Below are 22,507 nucleotides of genomic sequence, written 5' to 3'. Positions count from 1 at the left end.
TAACAGGGGGAAGGGAACGGGGGCTGACGCATGCCGGCGTGGGACATCTCTCCGTCCGGGGTCCAAGGTGTGGTCTCGAACGTGGGCGACGTCATGAGGGTCCTGGACGAGATCGTCCAGGCGTACTCGGGTGACGTGCAGGGGGCGGCCACCTCGGCGGGGACGCTCGCTCCGGGTGGGGCGGGCGGTGAGCACAAGGGGCAGACCGGGTTGGTCGCCGCCGCGCTCGCGGAGTTCATGGAAGGCACAGCGGACGAGCTGAAGTTCATCGGCGAGCGGGTCGGCAAGTCGGTGGGCGGTGCGGTGGAGGCCACGGTGGCGTACCGGGACGGTGACCTGGAGATGGCTGCGGAGGTGCAGCAGCGGGCAGCTGGACTGATCAGGCCTGACATGCCCGGCGGCTGGAAGGCCGGCCGCCTGTGATCAAGCCGGAGTCCATCCCGCTGTTCACCGGCGATCTCGGTCAGCTGGAACAGCACACAGACGCCCTGCGCAAGGAGGCGGACGGCATCCGCCAGGCCGGCGGGGAGGCGCATCGGCAGTTCCAGGGCCTGTCGGCCTTCTACCAGGCGCCGGAGGCGGAGGATCTCTTCGCGTCCACCAAGCCGGTGAGCGATGCCGCCGACAGCTTCGGGGACAAGGTCGCCACGGTGGCCGACGCGCTGCGGACGTACGCGGCCGAAGTCGCGCCGATCGCCAAGCGGTTGGAGCAGTTGCAGAGCCAGGCGGCCACGTTCGTCGCGGGGCTGAAGACCGACAGCGGGGCGTTCGACGAGAACTGGACCGATGACGCTGACAAGGTCTCGGAGCATCAGGCCCTGATGCATGACGTGAACGTCGCACAGGAGCAGTTCGCCGCCTCCGAGATCGCCTGCAACAACAAGATCACTGCGCTGGTCGGCGGCACCCAGTACGTGATGAACACCGGCGCGAAGCAGCTCATACCGCGCGGCGCGGAGCTCTACGGCTACAGCGCCGACGTGCTGGACCAGGCCAAGGAACTCCCCTGGGGCACGCCGGTCACCCAGTCCCACGACTGGTGGGACCCGGACGACCTCGGCTACTACGCCAAGAGCTTCTTCTGGGACGGCATCGTCGTCGACAACGTCTGGGGCACCATCGACGGCCTCGCTACGTTGGCCGGCTTCCACGGCTCGGACAGCGCGGGCCAGGCCTGGGAAGGTCTGGCCCGGGCGGTGGTCGGGGCCGAGACCTACCTGATGGAGTCCGGCGGTCAGAAGCCGACCGGGATCTTCGCGTCCGACTTCGCGCAGGAGAGCAAGGGCTACGCCAAGGAGTTCGCCAAGGGCTTCGTCGCCTGGGACATGTGGGATGAGAACCCGTCCCGGGCAGCGGCCACCGTCGTCTTCAACGGGCTCACGCTCGGTGTCGGCCCACTCAAAGCCGCCTCGGCGGGCAAGGCCGGCGCAGCAGCGAAGACCGCTGCCACGGTGGCGAAGGTCGGCGACGTGATCGACCCGGTCGGCGCCGCGGTCAAGGTGACCGGGCACGCCATACCCAAGATCGCCCAGGTCACGGAGAACCTGCGCGGAGTGAACAGCATCCCCGACCTGCGTGCTCCGCACAGCGTTCTGGAACTCTCCGACGGCTCCAAGGTCGTCATCGAGAACGGCGAGTTCATCCCCTACGACAAACACGGCGACGTCGTCAGCGACGTGCCGAAGCAGGAACGATCCGCCGCTGCGGAGGCAACACCGGAGTCGACGCCAGTGCGGGAGCGGGAACTTGCTGGGGTCGGGGCGACATCACGTGCATCGGAGTCCGCTGCTGGTGCCGTCGACCGCCTCCCGCCCCAGGCCAGCCGCGAGGCTTCCTCGGGGCACGGCAGTAGCGAAACGACTCGCAGTACAGGGCCGGCGTCTGGCAGAACTGGAGCTACGCACGCAGGTGGTGCTGGCACACCCGCACCAGGCCACGACACGGCGAGCAACGGTCGAGGTCGTCCTGGCTCGGGCGACACCTCCTCAGTCGGCCGCGACGGGCAGGGACCAGAGCGCGCCGCTGGGGCTGGAAAATCTGAAGCCGGCAGTCCTCACCCTTCGCCCCACGATCACGAAGCTGGTGCAGATACTCAGGACCCGCATCAGGGACACGACGCCCCAGACGCTGCCGAAGGCGAAGGCACGACGCCCTCCGTAACACACCCGCATAGCAGCTCCGCCGGCGACGGCGGCTCCACGCAGGGCGAACTTCTCCCCGGCACAGCGCGTCGTACCCTGCGCGAGATGCGGGCCATGAACCACAGCCGGGACCGGTACAAGGGTGCCGAGGACTATGTTCGCGAGATGACGGGCGGCGCACCTGAGCGGCATTACCGTGTTCCGTCCCACGACCACCCCTACTACCCTGTGCAAGGGACAGGGGGGCGCAACGTGGACGTCCCGGTTGATATGCCGGACGGCCGTACGCTGGCCGTGGAGGTAAAGCACTACCTTGAATGGCGGACGATCAAACTCAGCGATGGCAGCACGCGCCCTGTGAAGGGCGAGGTTCCCTTGAATGACGGCATCATCGAGCAAATCAACAAGGACCTTACGCTGCGACGCCAGGATCCCACGTACGATCCACGATGGGTCTTCCTACACGCGCCTCCCTCGCAGGCCCTGAAGAACTATCTCATACAGGCCCGTATCATATTCATCGAATATGGACCGGCTCCCAAATAACTAGAAACACCACGGAAGGTGCAAGGCGTGGCGGCGGTAAGTGCATCGGACCTGCAAGAATGGATTGAAGGGGAACGTCGGAACATCATCGGCATTGCAGACATGCTCGGGGTGCCGACTGGCGTCTACACTCGTGACCCGATGAGCCTTATTCCGGCCCTTCAGGATTACGTTTCACGTGCCCCGCTGGATGAATTCGAGCAGTCCGACTGGATTACACTGCACGCCGACCTGATGTCCTATGTTGCCGATTATCTCATCCAGAAGCACGGTGCCGGTTGGAGTGTTGCGGACGATCCCGCAGCACCGCGCGGATACCGCTTTGTCATCGAGGCAACCGGGCGTGACGGACAAACCCGCCGGGTCGACCCCTTCGAGGTGGTGAGCAAGGAATTCGGCAGTCTCCCGATCGAGATCACCCGGATGCTGGCCAGCGCGGAACTCACCTTGCACCTCGCATCACAGGCCGGCGAGGGCGAATGACGCAGCCTACAGCCGGAGCGTGAGGATGCCGTCAATCGAGGGCCCTTCCGTGACCGCCACCGCCCCTCGGATCCTGCGCCATGACTTCCGCACGGGAAACGCCGCTGAAGCCATCGCGCCAATCGTCAAGAGCACCCAGGAAGTGCTCGACGAGATCGAGGCGTCGGCGGACTACCGCTATGACGCTCAGATGCTCACGCTGGCTGTTGCGAAGTGGCGCTGCTTGACGGACCCCGTGGCGGGGGAGTTCCCGACATGGGAGGCGTGGGTCACGGCCATGCAGGTGGGCTCCGCGCTGTTCGCCGCGGGCACGGCGGCGGAAGGACCCGTGCCCTGCCGTATCGGGAGCATGGGCGAGGTAAAGGAGCTTCCCGCGACCGGACCTCAGGACTACCTGCACGCGGGAAATTGGCTCACCGCCTTCTACCTGGCGGCCATCTGCCGTGACAACGACCGGGCCAATCAGCTGGCTCAAGTGCCCGTCTCGCTTCTCCGCGCGTCCGGCGCGGAGTTCGACGAGTACATCTACGCCTGGGTGGAGACCCTGCAGAATTCCTGGTTCGGCCGACGGGAAACGTGGGACACCCTGGTCACTGCCGTCAACGGAACCGACCCCGAGATCACACAGGTCGCCAGCAAGGAGCTGATGCTGAAGATCCTTTATCCGCCCCTTGAACTCTTCCACCGCTACCAGCGCCAGGATACTGAACAGTTCAACGCGGCACTGGTCGACGCCATCACCTGGCATAAAGAGTATTGGACCGCCGACGAGGCACGTTCCCTGAGCGGTGAAGGCCTGGTCGCCCTCGGTCCCCTCGCGATCGCCTGTATGGCTCATGACGCGGGTATGCCGATCGAGGTCGAGTCCGAGTACCTGCCCAAGGCACTTCTGCAGCGCGCCTGGGTGGGCGAGTACGACACCTAGACACCTGAAACTGGCAACGGAAAATCTATGGTGGCCCAGGACTACGGCACCCGCTGGAGATTGTCGGTATCTCTACGCGGCCGATTGCAGGATGCCCTGCCGTTCAAGGGGGCCTACAACCCGGCGAAAAACCTGGGGTGGGTGCGCAAGTTGGAGGATCAGATCGTCACCAGGGGGTGCATGGTTGTCCTCGACATGCGAAATGCCAATCAAGCGGCGATCGACGACGTCAAGTCGATCGTCGGGCAGCACGGGTGGAGTGATCGAGTTGCCTGGTATCCGTGACGTGAGCCGAGTGGTCCAGGTGATGCCACCTGACGCGGAGGCCGCTGCCGCGCTGCGGGAGTGGGTGGAGCATGGGGAGTCGCTTCTGGACGTCTCCGCCCTCGACCTGTCTCGGGCCGACCTGTCGGCTGCGGACCTCGCCATGGCACTCATGACGCAGACGGTCCTCCGGAGCGCGAAACTCGTCGGCGCCGACCTCTACAGGGCTCACCTGGAAGGCGCTGTGCTCGACGAGGCCGACCTCACGGACGCGTCGCTGGTCAAGGCTGAACTCGACGAGGCTTCGCTGCGGGGCGCCACTCTGGACGACGCAGATCTGGGAAGTGCCAGCCTGTGGGCGGTCGACGCTCGGTCGGCTCGCTTGCGGGCGGCCAAGCTCCATGGCGCTTCCTTGATCGACGTGCAGCTGGAGGGCGCCGACCTCACAGACGCATCAGTGCGGGAGACGTCCGTGAAGGCTGTACTCGACGAGCACACTGTCGTGCAAGGACTCACCGGCACTCTGTTCGGCCCGGCCACGATCGGCCAGGCAGGCGTGCGGCGCGAGATCGACGGGCTCGAACTCGAGCGGTGGCTGAACCGCCGCGGAGCGAGAGTTCGTGTTCTCACCCCACGCTCCGTGGCCATCACTTACTACGCCAAGTTCAGTGAGGGCTACTCTCGCAGCAATCCGCAGGGCATCGTCAGGCGCCGCCTGGTGAATGGCGTAGCGCATGACGAGGCGTTCACCAGGAACCTTCGCTGGGAACCGACCGAGTACCTTCGGCTCTACCAACTGGGGCACAACGAGGTCGACCACGCCGAGATCAGCGAAGCAGAAGCGGTCGCGTTCATCGAAGACGTCACGGGACAGGCCAATTAGCGGGCCCAGTGTGCGCAAGCGTGACATCCGAGAACGAAAGGCAGACAGCAAAAAGCCGTGGCAGCGCAGGACTACGACAGTCAACTCCTCGAATCCGTCTCCGTCCGCCGCCGTCGCCTCCGCGACGCCCTTCTCTTCGGCGCCCAGCGCCAACGGCGGTCGCTCGATGAGCGGGTGGGCAAGGTGCTCGCAGGGATCGTGATCGCGGCGGTGATGTGCGCCGGGTGTGTGGGGTGGTCGTTCGTCTCGCACAGGGTCATCGGGAAGAGCCCGTACGGCACGTCTGTGCCGTCTTCGGGCCACAACTCCCCCAGCACTGCCGCCCCTTCCGCCTCCCCTTCTCGATGATAGGTTCGAACGCGTGATGTCCACGGGGTCCTTGAGTCGTTCGGCGACCAGCAGCCGTACGGCGCTCAGCCGGGTCACCCTGGTCGGGGAGCGACGTCGGGTCGATCTCGTGCTGCCTTCGCGGGAACCCGTAGGGATTCTGCTGCCGGAGGTCATGCGGCTTCTGGACGATCGTGTCGCGGACCGGCCCGAGTTGCGGCATCTGGTCACACCGGACGGCTCCGCGCTCGCCCACGACAGCACCCTGGAGTCGGCCGGCGTGGCCGACGGGGCCGTGTTGCGGCTCGTGCGGGCGGAGGACGCCCCCTCAGCACCCGTCGTCCATGACGTCACCGACGAGGTCGCCGACGACCTCGGCGTGCGGGCCTGGCGGTGGCAGCCCTCGGCGCGGCGTGTCGTCGCCGGGTGCGCAACCGTCCTGTGGGCCTTGGCCGCGGGGGTCCTGGCCCGCGGCTCCTTCGCGCTGTCCTCAGTCGGCACCGGGCTCCTCGCCATTGCCGCGGCATGCGCCCTGGCCGGTGCCCTCCTCGGGCGGGTCCGGCGGCACGCGCCGGCCGCCACCCTGATCGTCACGGCCGCGGCCCTGGCCGTGCTGGGCGCCTGGAGCTGCGCCGACGCCTACGACTGGGGCGGCGCGGTGCGACTGGCATGCGTCGCGGGTGCCCTGACGCTCGCCCTGCTGCTCGCCGGGTGGTTCACACCCCTCGGACGCGGGGCGCTGATCGGTGCCGGGGCTGTCGCCGGTTGTCTTGTCGCGTGGGAGGCGGCTCTCGGGCTGCAGACCGGGGCAGGCACCGCCGCCGGGCAAACCCGGATGGGTGCGTTGCTCGCCGTGGTCTCCGTCCTCGCCCTAGGGATGCTGCCTCGGCTCGCGCTGATGGCGTCGGGGCTGACCGGTCTGGACGACCGTCGCACGGGCGGGGTGTCGGTCAGCCGGTACCGAGTGGGCACGGCGCTCGCGGCCACCCATCGCGGGCTGGTGCTGGCCACCGTCGTACTCGCGGCTTCCGCGGGTGCGGCCGGCGTGCTGGTCCTGGGCACCGTGTCGGTGTGGAGCGTGCCGCTCGGCATCACGGTCATGGTGGTGCTCGCCCTGCGGGCGCGGGCCTTCCCGCTCACCGCCGAGGTCGTGGTGCTGCTCGTGGCGGCGGCCGTGGTCGCGGTTAGGCTCGCCGCGGTGTGGGGGCACCATGTCTCGGCAGCGGCAGGGCCCGTCGCCGTGCTCGGATTGCTCGCCGTCGTGCCGCTGGGAGTGCTTGCCGTGGAGCCGGCCGAGCATGTGCGGGTGCGGCTGCGGCGCGCCGGTGACCTGCTGGAGTCGGTGGCCGTGATCGCCCTGTTCCCACTGGTGATCGGCGTGTTCGGGGTGTACGGGCGGCTGCTCGGCACCTTCGCGTAGGACAGGGTGACCGGCGTGACAGGAGGCGGGGACTGGCAGCGCGACGTGCTGCGCGAGCTCACCGACCGGGAGACGCGCCAGCGCACGGACCCGGAGACGCGTGAGCTCAACGACCCGGAGACGCGTGAGCGCACCGACCCGGAGACGGTTGCCGTGCCCGGGTCTCCGGTGGTCCAGGCCGCTGCCTCCGGCCTCTCCGACTCCGCACCTCCCCCGGCACCGGCCCCTCGCCGGGCGCACGTCCCTCACGTCCCGGTGCCGGCCCCCGAATCCCACCCCACCGTCGACCCCCGCCTCGCCATCGCCCTGGGCAGCCCGCAGCACGGCGACTCGGCCGCACGCCGCGCCGGAGCCTCCTTGCGCCGCCTCACCGCCTCCGCCACCCAAGAGGTGGCCGAACAGACCCGTCTCGCCCAGGAGTTGCAGCAGCCCGTCACCACCGGTCGCGTCATCGCCATCACCTCGATCCGCGGCGGCGTCGGCAAGTCCACCATCGCCGCACTGCTCGGCCGTATCTTCAACCACTACCGACACGACCCGGTGCTCACCCTGGAGGCGGACGCGGCCCTCGGCACCCTCCCGGTACGGATGGGCGCGGACAGCGTGCGCTGGTGTTGCGCCGACCTGGCCCGGATCCTGACGCCCGCGATGCAGCTCACCGACATCACCGGCTACCTGGTGCCTGTGGCGGACGGCGGCTGGCTGCTGCCCGCGAGTCAGGGGCGGGTCGGCGCCCCCATGGACATGCGCACCTACCGGACGGTGACGCTGGCCCTGCGCCGGTACTTCGCGGTGACGGTGGTGGACTGCGAGACGCTGCCCGGCGAAGTGGCGCGAACGGCGATGGACACCGCCCACGCACGCGTCGTCGTCGCACCGATGACCGCCGAGGGCATCCACGGCACCCGCCAGGTCCTGGACTGGCTGGGCCAGTTGCCGCACTCCGCGCTCGCCACGACCGTGGTTGCCCTCAGCGCGAGCTCTCCCGACACCACCCTCGATCCGAAGACGGCGGCCGCGCACCTGCGCGAGCCCGGCGTGCCCGTCGTCCTGCTCCCCTACGACCGTCATCTCGCCCAAGGAGGCCCCATCCACACCGCCATGCTGGGCCGGAGCACCCGGGACGCGGCCGTCCGTCTGGCGGCCGAGGCGATGCAGCGGGCGGTGAGGGTGCGATGACGCAGCAGGTGATCCACCGGCCCGCCCGCAGCACCCGCCCCCTCGAACCCCCGCCGGCCCGCACGATCGAGGCGCCCCCGAACCTCCCGGAGGGCAAGGTCGGCAACGCGGCCACCGCGCTGCTGCCCATGGCGGGTGTCGTCAGCTCGGTCGTGTTGATGACGGTCATCCGTAACAGCCAGTTCGCCGCGATCGGCGCGATCGTGCTGGTCGTCGCCCTGTTCGGGGCGGTGGCACTGTTCCTGTCCCAGCGCGGCAAGGCGCAGCGAACCCGGCGGGTGCAGCGTGAGCGTTATCTGGAGTATCTGGAGGAGCTGCGCGAGGATCTGGGCGCCGCCGAGCGGGAGCGGCGGCAGGCGGCACGCGAGCTGAACCCTCCGCCCGAGGCCCTGTACGACCTCGTCCGGGACCCGGCCAGGCTGTGGGAGCGGCGGCGCCAGGACGCCGACTTCCTCTCGGTGCGGGCCGGCACCGGCGACGTTCCGGCGCATGAGCTGACCATCGCCCAGAACAGCACCGGCGGCGTCCTCACCCCACCGGACCCGTTCATGCTGAACGAGGCTCGCGCCCTGCAGGGCCGCTTCGGCACGGCCACCGACTTCCCGCTCACTGTGCCGCTGGACCGGGCCGGGAACGTCAGCATCATCGGCGACCGGGACGGTGTCCTCAGGGTCGCCCGCGCGCTGTTGCTGCAGACCGCAGTGACGCACGCGCCGGACGACGTCGCCGTCGCCCTCGGCACGAGCGACGAGTCGGAGTGGGCCTGGGCCAAGTGGCTGCCCCACGTTCTCGATCCGCAGACCTACGATGGGCCGGTCGCCGCCCGCCGTATCGCATCCGACTTGGCCGAGCTGGCCCGGCTGTGCGGCCCCGACCTGCGGCAGCGCGCCGCCTATGCGGCCGAGGTGCGCCGCGGACTGTCAGGCAGGACCAAGGACGCGTTGCGCCTGACCTCCCGCATGCTCGTGATCAGCGACTCCTACGGCGACACCGCGGCCGAACTGCTTCGCCCCGACTCGGCGATCGCGCTCCCGGAGATGGGTGTCACCGTGCTGCACCTGCTCCAGCAGCAGGTGCACGAGCCCGACCAGGTCAGCGTGCGCATCACCGTCGACGGCGGCCGCATCACCGTGGACGACCTGCGCGCCCCGCACCTTCCCTCCGCCCACGGCACGGTCGACGCGATGACCACCGCAGGAGCCGAGGGCTTCGCCCGCATGCTCGCCCCACTGCGTCTGTCGGCCGAGTCGGCGGCCGAGGGCACACCCGTGTCCGGCCCGGTCGACTTCCCCGCGCTCCTCGGCATCGACGACCCGGCCGGCCTCGACCTGCAACGCCTGTGGGCACCTCGCGGGGAACGGGACTTCCTGCGCGTCCCTATCGGCGTCACCGACCGCCACGGGCCGGTGCTGCTGGATCTGAAGGAGTCCTCGCAGCTCGGCATGGGTCCGCACGGACTGTGCGTGGGCGCCACAGGCTCCGGCAAGAGCGAGCTGCTGCGCACCCTCGTGCTCGCGCTCGCCGCCACGCACTCCCCGGAAGACCTGGCCCTCGTCCTGGTCGACTACAAGGGCGGCGCGACGTTCGCTCCCTTCGCCGAACTCCCGCACGTGGCCGGCGTCATCACCAACCTGGAGAACCAGGCAGGCCTTGTCGAACGCGTCCACTCCAGCCTGGCCGGCGAGGTCAAGCGACGCCAGCAGGTCCTCAAGGACGCCGGGAACATCGCCGACGTCGGCCACTACGCCGCTCTGCGTGCCACGACCCGCCCCGCCCTGGAACCCCTCCCCCATCTCTTCGTCGTCATCGACGAGTTCGGCGAACTCATCACCGCCAAGCCGGACTTCATCGACCTGTTCCTGTCCATCGGCCGCATCGGCCGCTCCATCGGCGTCCATCTGCTGCTGTCGAGCCAGCGCATCGAGGGCGGGAAACTGAAGGGGTTGGACACCTACCTCTCGTACCGGCTCGGCCTGCGCACCTTCTCCGCCGACGAGTCCCGCACCGTCCTGGACACCACCGACGCCTTCCACCTCCCGCCGCTGCCGGGCTTCGGCTACCTCAAGGTCGACACCTCCACCTACGAGCGTTTCAAGGCCGGATACGTCTCCGGGGCCTACCGGGGACCAGCGCGGCGCGACCAACACGACGCCGAGCCGCTCGCCCGTCCCTATCCGGCGTACAACACCACCCCTCAGGAGGCCGAGGCGGTGGAGGAACCTGTCGCCACCCAGCGGGAAACCGGCTCGACCGTCCTGTCCGTCATGGTCGGCCAACTCGCCACCGCGGCACCGCCGGTACGACGCATCTGGCTGCCCCCGCTGCCCGACGTCACCACCCTCGACACGGCCGCAGGCCCCCTCCGAGCCGGCGCGGACGGTGTGCGCCTCACCCGCACGAGCGGCGCGATGAGCGTCCCGCTCGGCGTCCTGGACGACCCGGCCCGCCAGTGGCAGCAGCCGTGGCAGCTGGACCTGACCGTCGCCGGCGGGCACGTGGCCGTCATCGGCGGCCCGCAGTCCGGCAAGACCACGCTCCTGCGCACCCTCGCCCTCTCCCTGGCCCTCAGCCACACTCCGCACGACGTCGCCGTGTACGGCCTCGATCTGTCCGGCGGCGGCCTGTCCGCCCTCGCCGGACTGCCGCAGGTCGGGGGCATCGCCAGCCGCGCCGACCACGAGCGCGCCGCCCGCACGGTCGCCGAGGTGCGCGGCATGCTGGCAGCACGCGAGGCACTGTTCCGCGAGCACGGCATCGACTCCGTCGACCAACTGCGGCACCGGCGCTCCCAGGGCCGGCTGCCGGAGCTGCCTGCCACTGACATCGTGCTGATCATTGATGGATATGGCGCCCTGCGTGACGAGTTCGCCGATCTCGATGACGCGGTGGCCGACCTGCTCAAGCGCGGCGGCGGCTACGGCATTCACGTCGTAGCGGGCATGCTGCGCTGGAACGACGTCCGGATCGCCACCCAGTCGATGTTCGGCACCCGCGTCGAGCTGCGCCTGAACGACCCGGCCGACTCCTCCATCGACCGCAAACTGTCGGAGACCCTCACCCCGGACACCCCTGGCCGCGTCCTGACCGATGGCAAGCTGTTCGCGCAGGTCGCCCTGCCCCGCATCGACAACCGGCCGGAGACCGGCGACCTGGGCCCGGCCCTCGAACGCGCCGCCCGCACGATCCGCGCGTCCTGGCACGGTGAACTCGCTCCGCCCGTACGCGTACTGCCCACCCGCCTGCCTGCGGCACAGCTGCCCTCACCGGCCATCGAACCGGCAGCGATTCCCGTGGGCGTCGACCAGGAGGGCCTCGGGCCGGTCCTGCTCGACCTGTTCGGCATGGACCAGCACCTGCTGATCCTCGGCGACAACGAATGCGGCAAGACCAACCTGCTCAAGCTCATCGCCACGCAACTCGTCGAACGCTACGGCGACAAGGAACTCGTCTTCGGCGTCTACGACCCCCGCCGCGGTCTGCGCGGCGTGGTCCCGGAGCCCTACCGCGGCGGCTACGCCCACAACGCCAAGCTCGCGAACGCGCTGTCGACGGGTATCTCCGCGGAGCTGGAGAAACGACTGCCGGAGACGGCGGACCCCGACGCTCCCGAGACCGGCGAACCCGCCTTCACCGGGCCGCGCATCGTGATCCTGGTCGACGACTACGACGTCCTCACCGCGGCCGGCCAGCAGCCCCTGGCTCCCTTCCTGCCCTACGTCTCCTCCGCGCAGGACATCGGTCTGCACTTCGTCATCGCCCGCCGCGCCGCCGGATCCTCCCGCGCACTCTACGAACCCCTCCTCACCACCCTGCGCGAGACCGGCACCACCGCCCTCGTCATGACCGGCGACCGCGCCGAAGGCCAGCTCTTTCCCGGCCTTTACGCGTCCCAGCAGCCACCCGGCCGGGGCGCCCTCGTCCGCAGAGGTCGCCCCCACCAGCTCATCCAGACCGCCCTCGCAGACGAAGAAGACTCGTGACCAAGGACGTCATCGCCCTCACCCCCGAGATGCCGGACCTGCCCACCCTGCTCGCGGGCCTGTACGCCGGCGGCCCCGACCTCGGCGTGAACACCACGGCCGACGGCGCAGTCGTGCAGCTCTGTGGTCCCGACGGCCGCCCCCTGGTCTCGGTCGAGGCGCCCATCCTCGTCCAGGTCCCCGGCGAGACGTTTCGCCTGTTGGGCCACACGGTCGCGGACGGGCCGGTGTGGTGGACCGAGGCCCGCGCCTCGACCGCCGTCGCCGAAGCGGCACGCCTCGCGGGCTCCTTCGCCGGACGGCTGGCCACCGTGCTGGGCGGGACGGTATGGCCACCGGAGGCCGCCACCACCGACGTCGTCCCCCTCACCACCGACGTCTCCGCGATCCCGGCCCCGGCCACCGGCAGTCCTGCCGTGGACGTCCTCACGGCCACGACCGCCGTGGTCATCCAGGACCGTCCCCTGATCGCCATGACCAGCTGGCTCTCCGACGCCCTGCGCAGCGCCGCCACAGCCGAGCGCGCGCTGCAGATCGTCACCCCGCCCACAGCGCGCCTCACCCTCCCCACCCGCGCGGCGCTCCGCGGCCTGCCCAACCGCTGGGTCGTCCAAGACGCCGAGCACGGCTACTACGACGGCCTGTCCGGCGCCGTACTCCACTGGAAGAACGGCACCTTCACCCCCGTACACGACGAGCAGGGCGCCACCAGGGTCGCCGAGGCCTTCGGCCCCAGGCCCGACACCGACGGCCGCCAGCTGATCCTCACCCTGCGCACCCGCCACCCCGCCGACGAGAACCTCGTCCTGGGCCGCGCCCTCGAAACGGCCTTCCGGCACCTGACCGGCGCACCGCCGGCAGGGTGGAGCACGGCAGAACCGGTCAACCTCCCGTGGTCCGCCCGCCAGTTGACGGACCTGGCCCGCTCCCGCGCTCCCCGGCCCACCTGGCTCGTCGCGGTCGGACACCCCGACCGCCCCGCCGTGGCCACCGTCCGAGTGCTGCGCACACCGGCGGGGGTGGAGGAGGACATCACGCTCGCGCTCGGCTACGGCGGTGACGAGACACCGCCGTTGGACGCCATCGAGGAACTCGCGACCGTACTCGACGCCAAGCACGGCCTCGTCACGCTGCTCACGTCCCTGCGCGCCGCGCGCCGCGACCTCACGGTGCCGCCGCGCTTGGAAGCCCCGCCCGTTCCGGTCGCGTTCACGCTCGGCAGTGCCGAGGTCGAGGCCATCGGGCAGTCCCGTGCGGGACACCCGCCTCTCGGGCCCACGCCGACTGGGCTCGGGCCCGCAGGCAAACCCGCACTCCACTATGTCTTCGGCAACGGATTCACCACCCATTCCGTGAGCGTGTTCCAACGCCTCATCCAGCATCTGACACGGGAATGAATGCCTGCCGGCCGCGTATGCCAGCGGACGGCCATGGCAGCTTCTCCGCATCAGCCGTCGTGCTGAAAGCGCACCAACTCGCCGAGCACCGAGCGGGCACTCTCGAAGTCGGCCAGTCGGGCCGCCACCGTGGCCGTGGCGAGGCGTTCCGGAAGAGCGGCGGAGAATTTCAGCCCGCGCACGCTGTGATGCAGGACGATGGGGTCGAGTCGGTCCAGTACGTCGGCTTCTTCGTCACCCGGGCTTTTTCCGGCCGGGATTCCCGCGTCCGCCATCACAGCTCCAGGTCCCACAATGCGAAGGTTCACCTCTCCGGGAGTGCCGTGATGGTGAACTCGTCCCCCACAGTGCCCACTCCCGCCGCACCACGCGGTGACCTGATCGCCAGGCACGGCGGATGTAACAGGAGACGGTGGTGGTGGGCCCAAACACCGCGACGGTGGGCGGTGGGCCTAACCACCCACCGCCCACCGCGCTCCCGCAACCACGCCCAACAGCAGAGCCGGACATATCCACCACCACGACATGGTCCTCCGCACCGAAGGCACCAGCCATAGCGCCCCCGTAGCCCCGGCGGCCGCGATGGTGACGACGCATGACAGAACGATTCCGGCGTACGCGCCGTCGTCCCAGGTGCCGGACGGCGTGATGGCCAGCGCCGTCCAGCAGAAGTACGCGGCGATGAGGGTGAGCAGGGTGAGGGGTACGGCGAGGACCACACGGAGGCAGCCGCGGTCGTCGTCCACGTGGGAAATGTTGGTCATCAGCGCAGTGCGTTCCTTGCCTCGTTCAGCCAGACTTCCGGATGGGTTTCATCCAGCGTGTCGACGTCGTCTCGGCGATCGCGGAGTTGCGGCGAGAGGCGGCCGAGGCGAGCGCGAACCCCTTGACGCGGCTGCCCGGCAGCGGCCCGGAGCAGGACTACTACCCCATCGCCGGCGACGACATCGTCTCCCCGGCCCTGCGGGACATCCGCCTCCAGATCGCCGCCTTCGTCGGCATAGCCGCAGCCCTGATCGGCCATCGCCGCATCACCAACTGAAACGGCGTCAAAAGTTTCCTGCGCGTTCGCCGTGATTGGCGTGACGCGGATCACGCGTCCAGATTCAGTCAACTCATCCCATTAACAGACAGGTTGGGACAGATGCAACTGTAGGTTCCCCTGTGACCACCCTTGATCGTTCCTAGGGGAACCTTGTCGCGTTCGCGCGCGAGATTCTTGGCCTCGGCATGCGCCGGGGTCACCGCACTCACCATCCTCGGCACCGCCCCCTCCGCGAGTGCCGCCGCACCCAAGGAGGCCTGCACCGGCCTCTACAACGCCCGGATCACCTTCTGGGCGATGACGTGCAGTCAGCCTGGCGAGCCGATGATCGGCGGCTTCGCCACCTGGCGCAAGATACCGATCACCTTCGATCAGGTCGACACCGGGTCCACGACCGTGCAGGTGGCCAACTACCTGCGCGTCAGCCCGAACACGTCGAGCGGTCCGCTTGCTCCCAACATCGAGATCGGCCTGTACGCGGAGAAGACGGGGAAGACCACTCACACCTACGGGCCACGCTGGTCGAGCTGACCACCAGCGGTGGTCGTACGACAGCCATCAAGGCCGGGGTCAACCCGAACAAGCCCGACAAGCGCAACCACACCTACATGACCGTCCGCCAGGACAGCGGCAACCAGTGGGACGTGCTCTACGACTTCAACAAGGTCGGCTCCACCACCAAACAGCTCAAGGTGCTGGGCGGCAACACCAACCGCATCGACGTCGGTCTCGAGGTGATGGGACCGAAGTACATCGACATCCCCTCGATCGCGAACCGCATGCAGTTCATGACCGGGAACAAGGTGTGGCAGCGGGTTGCGACGCCCGACGTGGCCAAGTCCGTCACGCTCCCCGTGTGCAGCACGACCCACACACCGCCGAACTGCTTCACCACCAAGCTGATCGACAACAGCAAGTTCACCCAGGGGACCGTGGGCAAGCCGCGCCGGCAGGCCGCCGCCGCGGGCTCTCCGGCTGCCGTGCCCGCTGCCCTGACGCACAGCCGGGAGGCCGCTGCGGCCAGCCTGCCCGCCACCTTCAACGGCATGGACCAGCAGGCCCTTCAAGCCTAGGCCTGGAGTGCGACGAGTACCCCTTCGCCTCGACCCAGGAAGGGTCCACGAAGGGCGACAACCGCTTCTCCGTCCGGTTGATCGACGGTAAGGACAACCGCAAGAGCGGGGAGCGCCTCAACGAGATGTACACCCTCAACCGCGTCCTGAACGACGATCCCTTCTACGTGAAGATCACCAACTAGCAGGAAGACACCACTGACCATGGCGCTTCTCGCCGAACACAACGTCACCGCCACGCCCGGCCGCCGTGTGCTGGAGGTCTACGACGCGGACGCCTACCTCGGCGACGAAGCAGCCCTGGACGCCGCAGAGACACAGGTGGTGGCCGGCAACGGCTACCACCTGTACCTCCTCAGCCTGCAACCGGACATGAAAGTCCAGATGACCATCCGCATCTGGGACTCCCCAACCGCCCCGCCCGCCGATGCTGAGGGCCACACCGAAGTCAGCCTGGAATCCGAAACAGGCATCCTCGTCATCGGTCAACTCGACCGCGGGCCCGCCGACGAGATCACCCTGCCCCGCCCCGGCGTCTACGAAGGCCACGCCTGGTGGCAGAACCGCCAAGCAGCAGCCGACTACTACAACACCACCCTCGGCCAGTTCACCGACGACTCCCCGGACGACCAGCTCACCGAAGCCTGGAACAACTGCCCCGTCACCGAACGCTACGTCCTCGACTTCACCTACACCCGCGAGCCCGAACCCATCGATGACGATGATCAATAGAAGGGGCTCTGCCGCGCGGACCCTCGCGGACGTTCAGCGAGGCCGATCAGGGAGCGTCCTGGCGATCACGAGCGAAGCCAGATCATGAGGGCTGCCGCGGCGAGGCACTGCTGAACTCGGCTGGTCATGCGGGCGGCCTCCCCGCCGGGCCGCGGGGAGGCGCGGGCGGTGACAGAGGTGCTGCGAACGGTCACGCTTCCGTGAGATCGGGCGTGAACAGCACCACGTGGCCGGGCTGTTCGCGTCCGATGTCCCCTCAGCGGCGGGAGGGCGTCCTGTCCGGGCCGCGCAGTTACTCCCACAGTCGCGCAGGGCCGCACCTCATCCGCGAGCGAGGATACGGATCGGGAGTCGACGTGCGGCAGACCGATCCGGCGGCCGGAGCTGGGGCGGACCACGACGAACTCGCCGCGCAGCTTGTGCCCGGCCCACGCTCCGAGGCAAAGACGCAGGGAGCGGCAGACGAGTCGGGCTGTACGCCGGGTTCTGTTCCGCTCAGGGAGCGATCACGCTCTGACCTGCATCTTTGCGGGGATCCGGCGGCTGATCCAGCCCTCTGGGACTTCTCAGGGACTTTCGGCCGAGTCCGTAAGCCACGCCTCGATGGCGGACAGTCCCCGGGCGCCGGCCTGCGGCATGAAGTGCGTGTACGTCCGGAGCGTGAACGCTGGGTCGGAGTGCCCCATCCACTTCGCGAGGGAGACGATCGACTCACCGGCTTCGAGCATCACCGAGGCGTACGTATGGCGCAAGACGTGGAAGCCGTGCTCGCGGCTAGGCTCCCACACGCGCGACGGCTTCTCGCCCGGCTGCCGCTCAGGCAGCGGCGGGATGACTCCCACTTCGGCGAGCGCGGGCTTCCACGCCTTGGTGTTCCAGGTGGTGCGGTTGATCGCGCCGCGCCGGCCGGTGTACACGAGCAACGGGACGGTGACCTTCCGCCGGTCCTCGCGCGCGAGGTCAGGCTCCTCGGGGTCCAGCCACGGCAGGGTGACGTCGATTGGTTCGAAGCGTTCTTGGTGAGTGAGGAGTCGCTTCGCGAGCGTCTTCGGCAGCGGCACATCGCGTTCCTTACCGCCTTTGGGCGGACCGAAGTACAGCCGTGACTTGTACATAAGAATCTGCCGCTCCACGTGGACGAAGTCGCCACGGATATCACCTGGGCTGAAGCCGAACGTCTCACCCTGTCGAAGTCCGCATCCGACGCCGAGGTCGAGCGCGATCTGGTAGCGGTCGGCCAGCGCGTCCCGCACCGCGTCGACACGGTGCTGCTCCCAGGCGCGAGCCTTGCGCTCCGGCTTCTTCGGCGGCTTGATCGAGCTGTTGCCCTTGCACGGGTTGCGGTACAGCCGCTTGTCCTCGACCGCGGCCTGCATGATCGCCTTGAGGTACACCCACGCGACATAGGCAGTGCTCGATGCCACCGCCCTCTGCACGTCGGCCGACCACTTGCGCAGCTCCGCGACGCCGATGTCCCTGAGCGCCAGATCTCCAAGCTGCGGCAGCACCTGCCCCCAGATCCTGTGCCTCATGCTTTCCAGCGTCTGAGCGGGGTGCACCTGGGAGGGCCACCAGTGCTTATCGACGTACTCACGAAGGCTGATCGCACCGTCGCGCGCGTCGACGAAATCCCCTCGACGTGTGTCGGTCTGTGCCTCGGCCAGCCACGCCTTGGCGTCCGCGACCGTATCGAAGGACCGGTCACGGACCCCCGGTATCCCTTTGACGCGGTAACGCGTGCACTTGCCCCAGAGCGCAGTGCGTTCGCGCTTGCCCGTCTCCTTGTTCGGCCGCTTCTTGAGCCATCGGTCCTCGATGTAGCCCGCCATGCGCGTCTTCTCCTTGGCCTGGTCATGGTTCTCTCGGCACGACCTACGTCGCGATCAGACACACAGACGATCTCCGCGCGCATGAAATTCCGAGTGCTGCTGAACTCCTCGGAACCGTTCTCCCAGGTCAAACAGCCCGGCGTCGTTCGCGCTGCTGCGGCGCCTTGCTCACTGGATTGAGAGCCGGGTTCGACCGCGAGTCCGCCTGCTGCTGTTCGTTGAGCCACGCATCAAGCAGGTCCCGGCGGTACATGACCCTCCCGCCCGGCCCCATCCGGAAGCTGGGCGGCCCTTGCCGGCGGTGACGCCAGACGTAGAGGGTGTTCACCGAGATGCCCATGTACTTCGCAGTGTCCTGAACATTCAGGAAGGCAGCCTCAACGGTCGGCTTGGACTGGCTACGCATCGCGTCTCTCCGGGGTAATCGCTGCCAGAGCAGCGGTCGTTCGTCCTCCCGCCCACCGCGCAGCGAAGCCGCGCGGAACATCGTCGGCGAGCAGGTTCAGAATCCGGGAATTCAGCGGTTTGGTGCGGCTGCCCCGTCGTGATAGGGCGAGGCCAGCAGCGGATGCAGGTCAACTCACATGGCTTCGTGGCTAGTTGTACAAGCCGTGACGTAGCCTGCCCAGAAGCACCCGGGGACGACAAAGGGGTATTGCCATGGCCACCACACAGGCACTGAGGGGTTATCTACTCGAAGAGGCTCTGGCATGGCTGCTCCGCAACAGCGGCTACAGCCTCCTGACCCAGGGAGATAAGGATGGATCCGAACTCGTCAAGAGACGGAACACGCTCCACGTCGTCGGGCGGGGAACAGAACACCAGGTCGATGCCCTCGGCGAGTTCCCTTTCACTCCGGCGTTCTCATTGCCTATCCGCTTGTTCCTGGAAGCGAAGTTCTACGACAAGAAGCGCACCTGCGGACTGGACATCGTCCGCAATGCGCACGGTGTCATCAGTGATGTGAACCAGAACTTCACGTATGGGGGTAGCAGCCGTCCTCGACGCCGGTACCACTACTCCTACGCCCTTTTCTCGACCAGTGGATTCAGCAAGAGTGCCCAGCAGTTCGCCCTTGCACACCAAATTTCGCTGATCGATCTATCGGGGGACTCGTTCACATGGCTACGGGACCACATCCACACTCTGGCCTCCGCGCTCTGCGCCGCGTCGCCGGGGCAAGATGTCCCCAACCGGATCGTGAACTGGGTACGCACCATGGTGCGGCTGGGCCTAGAGACACCGCGGGAAGTGCCTGGCGATTCGTTTGCGCTGATCGATGAGGGACTGCCGGCTCCCGCCGATCGGGCCATACAGGACGCCCTGAACAACTTCGTTCAGGTCATCAACGAACACGGCGAGGCGGAGCTGCTGATCGGATTTCCTGCAGCACCATTCATTCTTCCCCTGCACACCACCAACCGAAAGGGATTTCTCGACTACGCCTCCCGGAATCCAACGCACCCAGTCCGCATCAGACGCACGGCCGATCATGGTGACGCAGAGTGGGTCATCACCCCGAGGAATGATGACGCTGCTTCCTATCACCTCACATTCACACTGCCGCAACACATCGAGGACTGGATCGTCGGCGCTGATGAGGACGGACAGCAACGGCGGAGTGCCGCAGTGAAGACAGACTTTCTCTCAAAAATCACCATCTACCGAATGAAACACTCGGCCCTACACGTGTATCAGCTCATGTATGAGCCGACCGAGCTTCGACGCCGCTAACGAGTTGGCACATGCATAGGACATCCGAGACGAGTACGGCTACCTGAGCGCTGGGGCGCTGCACCGCGCCGACTGCGCCGAACCGGTCTACTGCTGGGCGATGGCCGCGCGAATCCGGTGGTCGACGCGGAGGTCGTGCACCAGGTGGCCGAAGTACGTCACGCACTCCGGGTGCTGTCGCAGCATCGCCGCCACCGAGCTGGCGGCGTCCCCGCTCAGGGTCGTCCACCAGGAGAAGCCATCGGCCTGCCCGCTCTGGTCGTCCAGGAGGGGGATCCATTCGAACGCGCCACCGCAGCACGCTTCCAGGAGATCGAGCTCCCTCGCCCGGGCCGCCTCCTCGGCGATACTGGCCAGCCACCTAACGGTGGCGTCGAGTTCCTCGGAACCGTGGGAGACGTCCGAACCGAAGAGTGTCGCCATCGCGGACACGACCTCTACAGCACGAGCGGCGTCGGCCAGCAGGTCCGCCATGATCGAGGCAACGGGAACCTTGATCACCACGTCGAAGTAGAGAGCAGCATCGTCGGGATGCCTAGCGGCCAGCGTTAGGAGGTCGGACCCCGCACCCGTCGAACCGGCGAACAGTTCCCGCTGGAGGTGCTCGCCGCGTAGCGCAACGGGCTCCGCCGGCTCGTCCAGCTCTTGCGCGACGAAATCGAGGAAGGCGGAAACCGTGGCCGGACGTCGCTCCGGGTCCCTCTGGGTCGCCTCCCGGACGATCGCACGCCATGGGCCCGACTTGGGGAGCAACGGGACGTTCACGAGGGGCATCTCGCCCGTGACGGCCCATCCGATGAGCTGCCCCAGGCTGTAGATGTCAGCGGTGGGGCCCGCGTGGTGGGCGTCGTTGTAGTGCTCAGGGGCCGCGAAACCCTCGGAGCCGAGGAAGACCCCCACGCGGGTGCGCTGCGGATCGGTCGTCTGGCCCAGGGGCCGCCGCACGATCCCCCAGTCCGCCAGAACCCAGCGGCCGTTCAGGCGCAGGACGTTGGCCGGCTTGATGTCCCGGTGGATCCATCCCTCACGGTGCGCCACCTCGAGGACCGAGCAGAGGGATTCCAGCAGCTCCCGCAGGGCCGCATCATCGGAGAATTCCTCCTGGAGGCTCTCGGCGGTGGCCTCCGCGTACGGCATGACGAACCAGGTGTACTTGCGATCGAAGTCCAGGATCGGCATCGCGTGCGGGTTCCCGGTCAGGCTTCGCCCGAATTCGATCTCTCGCTTCATGCGGGCAACTTGACGGCCGGGCGGGTACTTGTCCTTAAGCTTCTTGAGGATGACGACCTTGCCGCTGGGCTTGTGCACCGCCTTGAAGACGTCTGCCTGGCCGCCGTCGGCGAGGGGCAGCCGTTCACACGCGTAGTCCTTGCGCTCGCCCCGTCTGGAGGGGCTGAGCAGCTCTCCGGTTCGTGGCGCGACCAGCGGCTTGCCAGCGATCTCCTCCAGTTCCCCAGCTTCCGAGAAAAGGGTGATCCGGTCACTCGTGTGAGCGATGGCATCCGCGAGGCTCGCCGAAGCCGGCGGGTTCGCGTCTACTGGCCGCCGGGGAGCGACGACGTTCTGGAAGACCTCTGCGGGATCGAACCCCTCGGCGAGGTACTGGAGCACCTCGCGCTGGTCCTCGGGCAGCAGCGGCTGGAAGGCGTCGAACTGCGCCCTGTCCGTGATGGTGCGGATGGCCTCCAGAGTCTGGCCGTCGATGCCCAGCGCTGTGAGGTCGGTGGCGGAGAACCGAGCGAAGAGAGTCATGGGAACGTGGGAGGCGGGCCGCGAAGTGACCAGCCGCTCCATGGCAGCGACGTCCCGCACCTCCAGGCTTCCCATCGCGGAGTTCACGGAGACGAGCCGGGTGGCGGCCCACTGCAGGGCCTCGTCGTGTGGCAGCACCGTGAGGAGGAGAAAGGTCTCACTTCCGTCGTCGGGCGCGAGGAGCACGCCCCTCCAGAAGGCCGTGATGCGTATCGTCCTCATCCGCGGATCACGGGCCATGCGCGCGACGGACAACCCCAGCCCCTTGTCCGCGTACAGCTCGGGCACCGTCAGCGACTGGAACTTGGTAATCGCCTTGCGAACCCCGGCCCGGACGGGCTTCTCCAACTGCTCGTAGTCGGTCCAGAAGGTGTGCACGACGGCGAGCTGCGGCAAGGCTAAGTCTCCAACGCGAGAGGCTGGTTGTCCGGCTCTCCAGCGTATCGCCTGGCGTCGATCGGAAGTCATGCCGTTCGCCGGTCCGGCGCCGCCTCCGAGCACGCGTACATTGGCCCCTTCCACGCAGCGCCCGGTGCAGCACCCCCGAGTCCACCGTCATCAGGAGATACAGGAAAGCGATGAACAACAACAGCGGAACGAACCACAGCGGCTGACGGTAATAGCGGAGCATCGGCATGTACGTCCCCGCCATCACCGCCCACGCGGCAGCGCCAGCCACGCCGTCACCGCATTCCCGCTCCGGACGCCGACTACCAGGGCCACCGGTGGAGCCAGATAGACGAACACGAGACCCGCGACCGTCCCTACGAGCAACAGCGGGTTGTGCCGCAGTTTGC

General features: G+C 68.1%; 22 protein-coding genes and 1 pseudogene. 17 read left to right on the top strand and 6 right to left on the bottom strand.

Going from position 1 to position 22,507, the window contains the following annotated elements:
- The first annotated feature begins 30 nt into the window (after positions 1-30).
- From IE153_RS09205 to IE153_RS09160, 11 genes are read left to right on the top strand one after another with little or no spacing between them, the layout of a single operon-like run.
- Positions 31-423: a DUF6507 family protein gene (locus IE153_RS09205; protein WP_268251740.1), complete on the top strand. Its 393-nt coding sequence runs from the start codon at positions 31-33 to the stop codon at positions 421-423.
- Entirely contained in the window at positions 420-2,687 is a 2,268-nt protein-coding gene (locus tag IE153_RS41575; RefSeq protein WP_229828939.1) for a hypothetical protein, read from the top strand. The genes IE153_RS09205 and IE153_RS41575 overlap by 4 nt, the downstream gene beginning before the upstream one ends.
- A gap of 27 nt (positions 2,688-2,714) precedes the next feature.
- Complete coding sequence (locus IE153_RS09195) at positions 2,715-3,170, top strand: hypothetical protein (protein WP_189589212.1); 456 nt, start codon at positions 2,715-2,717, stop codon at positions 3,168-3,170.
- 49 nt (positions 3,171-3,219) lie between these two features.
- Positions 3,220-4,095, top strand: a complete 876-nt coding sequence (locus tag IE153_RS09190; RefSeq protein ID WP_229828938.1) for an immunity 49 family protein — start codon at positions 3,220-3,222, stop codon at positions 4,093-4,095.
- A gap of 27 nt (positions 4,096-4,122) precedes the next feature.
- Positions 4,123-4,380, top strand: coding sequence for a hypothetical protein (locus tag IE153_RS09185; RefSeq protein WP_189589210.1), 258 nt, complete (start codon positions 4,123-4,125; stop codon positions 4,378-4,380).
- A gap of 1 nt (position 4,381) precedes the next feature.
- On the top strand, positions 4,382-5,242 hold the full coding sequence (locus tag IE153_RS09180) for a pentapeptide repeat-containing protein (protein WP_229828936.1): 861 nt from the start codon (positions 4,382-4,384) through the stop codon (positions 5,240-5,242).
- A gap of 57 nt (positions 5,243-5,299) precedes the next feature.
- On the top strand, positions 5,300-5,590 hold the full coding sequence (locus IE153_RS41570) for a hypothetical protein (protein WP_229828934.1): 291 nt from the start codon (positions 5,300-5,302) through the stop codon (positions 5,588-5,590).
- Positions 5,591-5,606: 16 nt separating this feature from the next.
- The gene (gene eccD, locus IE153_RS09175) at positions 5,607-6,989 is read left to right on the top strand and encodes a type VII secretion integral membrane protein EccD (RefSeq protein WP_189589209.1); all 1,383 of its coding nucleotides are present in this window, start codon (positions 5,607-5,609) and stop codon (positions 6,987-6,989) included.
- A gap of 15 nt (positions 6,990-7,004) precedes the next feature.
- Positions 7,005-8,168, top strand: a complete 1,164-nt coding sequence (locus tag IE153_RS09170) for a CpaE/TadZ family protein (RefSeq protein WP_229828932.1) — start codon at positions 7,005-7,007, stop codon at positions 8,166-8,168.
- Positions 8,165-12,148, top strand: coding sequence for a type VII secretion protein EccCa (gene eccCa / locus IE153_RS09165; RefSeq protein WP_189589207.1), 3,984 nt, complete (start codon positions 8,165-8,167; stop codon positions 12,146-12,148). Before IE153_RS09170 ends, eccCa begins: the two co-directional genes overlap by 4 nt.
- Positions 12,145-13,545 carry a DUF6177 family protein gene (locus IE153_RS09160; protein ID WP_189589206.1) on the top strand — a complete coding sequence of 467 codons (1,401 nt, stop codon included), beginning with the start codon at positions 12,145-12,147 and terminating at the stop codon, positions 13,543-13,545. The genes eccCa and IE153_RS09160 overlap by 4 nt, the downstream gene beginning before the upstream one ends.
- Before the next feature lie 50 nt (positions 13,546-13,595).
- Here IE153_RS09160 and IE153_RS09155 read toward each other — a convergent pair whose 3' ends face one another.
- Both IE153_RS09155 and IE153_RS09150 read right to left on the bottom strand, forming a co-directional pair.
- Positions 13,596-13,820, bottom strand: a complete 225-nt coding sequence (locus IE153_RS09155) for a hypothetical protein (protein WP_189589288.1) — start codon at positions 13,818-13,820, stop codon at positions 13,596-13,598.
- A 177-nt stretch (positions 13,821-13,997) separates the two neighbouring features.
- Positions 13,998-14,309, bottom strand: a complete 312-nt coding sequence (locus IE153_RS09150; RefSeq protein WP_189589205.1) for a hypothetical protein — start codon at positions 14,307-14,309, stop codon at positions 13,998-14,000.
- Between the two features lie 41 nt (positions 14,310-14,350).
- Between IE153_RS09150 and IE153_RS09145 the strand changes: the two genes are divergently transcribed.
- The 5 genes from IE153_RS09145 to IE153_RS09130 all read left to right on the top strand — a co-directional run bounded on the left by IE153_RS09145 (position 14,351) and on the right by IE153_RS09130 (position 16,395).
- Positions 14,351-14,587, top strand: coding sequence for a hypothetical protein (locus IE153_RS09145; protein WP_229828930.1), 237 nt, complete (start codon positions 14,351-14,353; stop codon positions 14,585-14,587).
- Between the two features lie 177 nt (positions 14,588-14,764).
- The gene (locus IE153_RS41565; RefSeq protein ID WP_229828928.1) at positions 14,765-15,121 is read left to right on the top strand and encodes a hypothetical protein; all 357 of its coding nucleotides are present in this window, start codon (positions 14,765-14,767) and stop codon (positions 15,119-15,121) included.
- Positions 15,122-15,198: 77 nt separating this feature from the next.
- Positions 15,199-15,663 carry a hypothetical protein gene (locus tag IE153_RS41560; RefSeq protein WP_229828954.1) on the top strand — a complete coding sequence of 155 codons (465 nt, stop codon included), beginning with the start codon at positions 15,199-15,201 and terminating at the stop codon, positions 15,661-15,663.
- Between the two features lie 2 nt (positions 15,664-15,665).
- Complete coding sequence (locus IE153_RS09135) at positions 15,666-15,848, top strand: NucA/NucB deoxyribonuclease domain-containing protein (RefSeq protein WP_229828953.1); 183 nt, start codon at positions 15,666-15,668, stop codon at positions 15,846-15,848.
- A 19-nt stretch (positions 15,849-15,867) separates the two neighbouring features.
- Positions 15,868-16,395, top strand: coding sequence for a hypothetical protein (locus tag IE153_RS09130; protein WP_189589204.1), 528 nt, complete (start codon positions 15,868-15,870; stop codon positions 16,393-16,395).
- Positions 16,396-16,961: 566 nt separating this feature from the next.
- Here the strand turns inward: IE153_RS09130 and IE153_RS09125 are convergent.
- Positions 16,962-18,224, bottom strand: coding sequence for a tyrosine-type recombinase/integrase (locus IE153_RS09125; RefSeq protein ID WP_189589203.1), 1,263 nt, complete (start codon positions 18,222-18,224; stop codon positions 16,962-16,964).
- 127 nt (positions 18,225-18,351) lie between these two features.
- Positions 18,352-18,630 (bottom strand): helix-turn-helix domain-containing protein, encoded by a 279-nt coding sequence (locus IE153_RS09120; RefSeq protein WP_189589202.1) that lies wholly within the window; start codon positions 18,628-18,630, stop codon positions 18,352-18,354.
- A 254-nt stretch (positions 18,631-18,884) separates the two neighbouring features.
- Here IE153_RS09120 and IE153_RS09115 point away from each other — a divergent pair, with 254 nt between their 5' ends.
- Entirely contained in the window at positions 18,885-19,958 is a 1,074-nt protein-coding gene (locus tag IE153_RS09115) for a PDDEXK family nuclease (protein ID WP_189589201.1), read from the top strand.
- An 87-nt stretch (positions 19,959-20,045) separates the two neighbouring features.
- Here IE153_RS09115 and IE153_RS09110 read toward each other — a convergent pair whose 3' ends face one another.
- Positions 20,046-22,211: a serine/threonine-protein kinase gene (locus IE153_RS09110; RefSeq protein ID WP_189589200.1), complete on the bottom strand. Its 2,166-nt coding sequence runs from the start codon at positions 22,209-22,211 to the stop codon at positions 20,046-20,048.
- Positions 22,175-22,505: pseudogene (locus IE153_RS41555) on the bottom strand (glycosyltransferase); the annotation flags it as partial. The gene IE153_RS09110 and the pseudogene IE153_RS41555, both read right to left, overlap by 37 nt.
- Positions 22,506-22,507: the final 2 nt, after the last annotated feature.

This window comes from Streptomyces massasporeus, from assembly GCF_014648995.1.
Lineage (GTDB): Bacteria > Actinomycetota > Actinomycetes > Streptomycetales > Streptomycetaceae > Streptomyces > Streptomyces massasporeus.
Note: the sequence above shows the minus strand (reverse complement) of the source record. Positions and strands in the feature narration are given on the sequence as shown.

What these genes read in the sequence shown, in the direction of transcription:
- IE153_RS09185 (WP_189589210.1), top strand. Translation starts at nt 4,123, where the DNA reads ATGGTGGCCCAGGACTACGGCACCCGCTGGAGATTGTCGGTATCTCTA.
- eccD (WP_189589209.1), top strand. Translation starts at nt 5,607, where the DNA reads ATGTCCACGGGGTCCTTGAGTCGTTCGGCGACCAGCAGCCGTACGGCG.
- IE153_RS09150 (WP_189589205.1), bottom strand. Translation starts at nt 14,309, where the DNA reads ATGACCAACATTTCCCACGTGGACGACGACCGCGGCTGCCTCCGTGTG.
- IE153_RS41560 (WP_229828954.1), top strand. Translation starts at nt 15,199, where the DNA reads ATGACCGTCCGCCAGGACAGCGGCAACCAGTGGGACGTGCTCTACGAC.
- IE153_RS09125 (WP_189589203.1), bottom strand. Translation starts at nt 18,224, where the DNA reads ATGGCGGGCTACATCGAGGACCGATGGCTCAAGAAGCGGCCGAACAAG.
- IE153_RS09155 (WP_189589288.1), bottom strand. Translation starts at nt 13,820, where the DNA reads ATGGCGGACGCGGGAATCCCGGCCGGAAAAAGCCCGGGTGACGAAGAA.
- IE153_RS09115 (WP_189589201.1), top strand. Translation starts at nt 18,885, where the DNA reads ATGGCCACCACACAGGCACTGAGGGGTTATCTACTCGAAGAGGCTCTG.
- IE153_RS09130 (WP_189589204.1), top strand. Translation starts at nt 15,868, where the DNA reads ATGGCGCTTCTCGCCGAACACAACGTCACCGCCACGCCCGGCCGCCGT.
- IE153_RS09145 (WP_229828930.1), top strand. Translation starts at nt 14,351, where the DNA reads ATGGGTTTCATCCAGCGTGTCGACGTCGTCTCGGCGATCGCGGAGTTG.
- IE153_RS09205 (WP_268251740.1), top strand. Translation starts at nt 31, where the DNA reads ATGCCGGCGTGGGACATCTCTCCGTCCGGGGTCCAAGGTGTGGTCTCG.
- IE153_RS09120 (WP_189589202.1), bottom strand. Translation starts at nt 18,630, where the DNA reads ATGCGTAGCCAGTCCAAGCCGACCGTTGAGGCTGCCTTCCTGAATGTT.
- eccCa (WP_189589207.1), top strand. Translation starts at nt 8,165, where the DNA reads ATGACGCAGCAGGTGATCCACCGGCCCGCCCGCAGCACCCGCCCCCTC.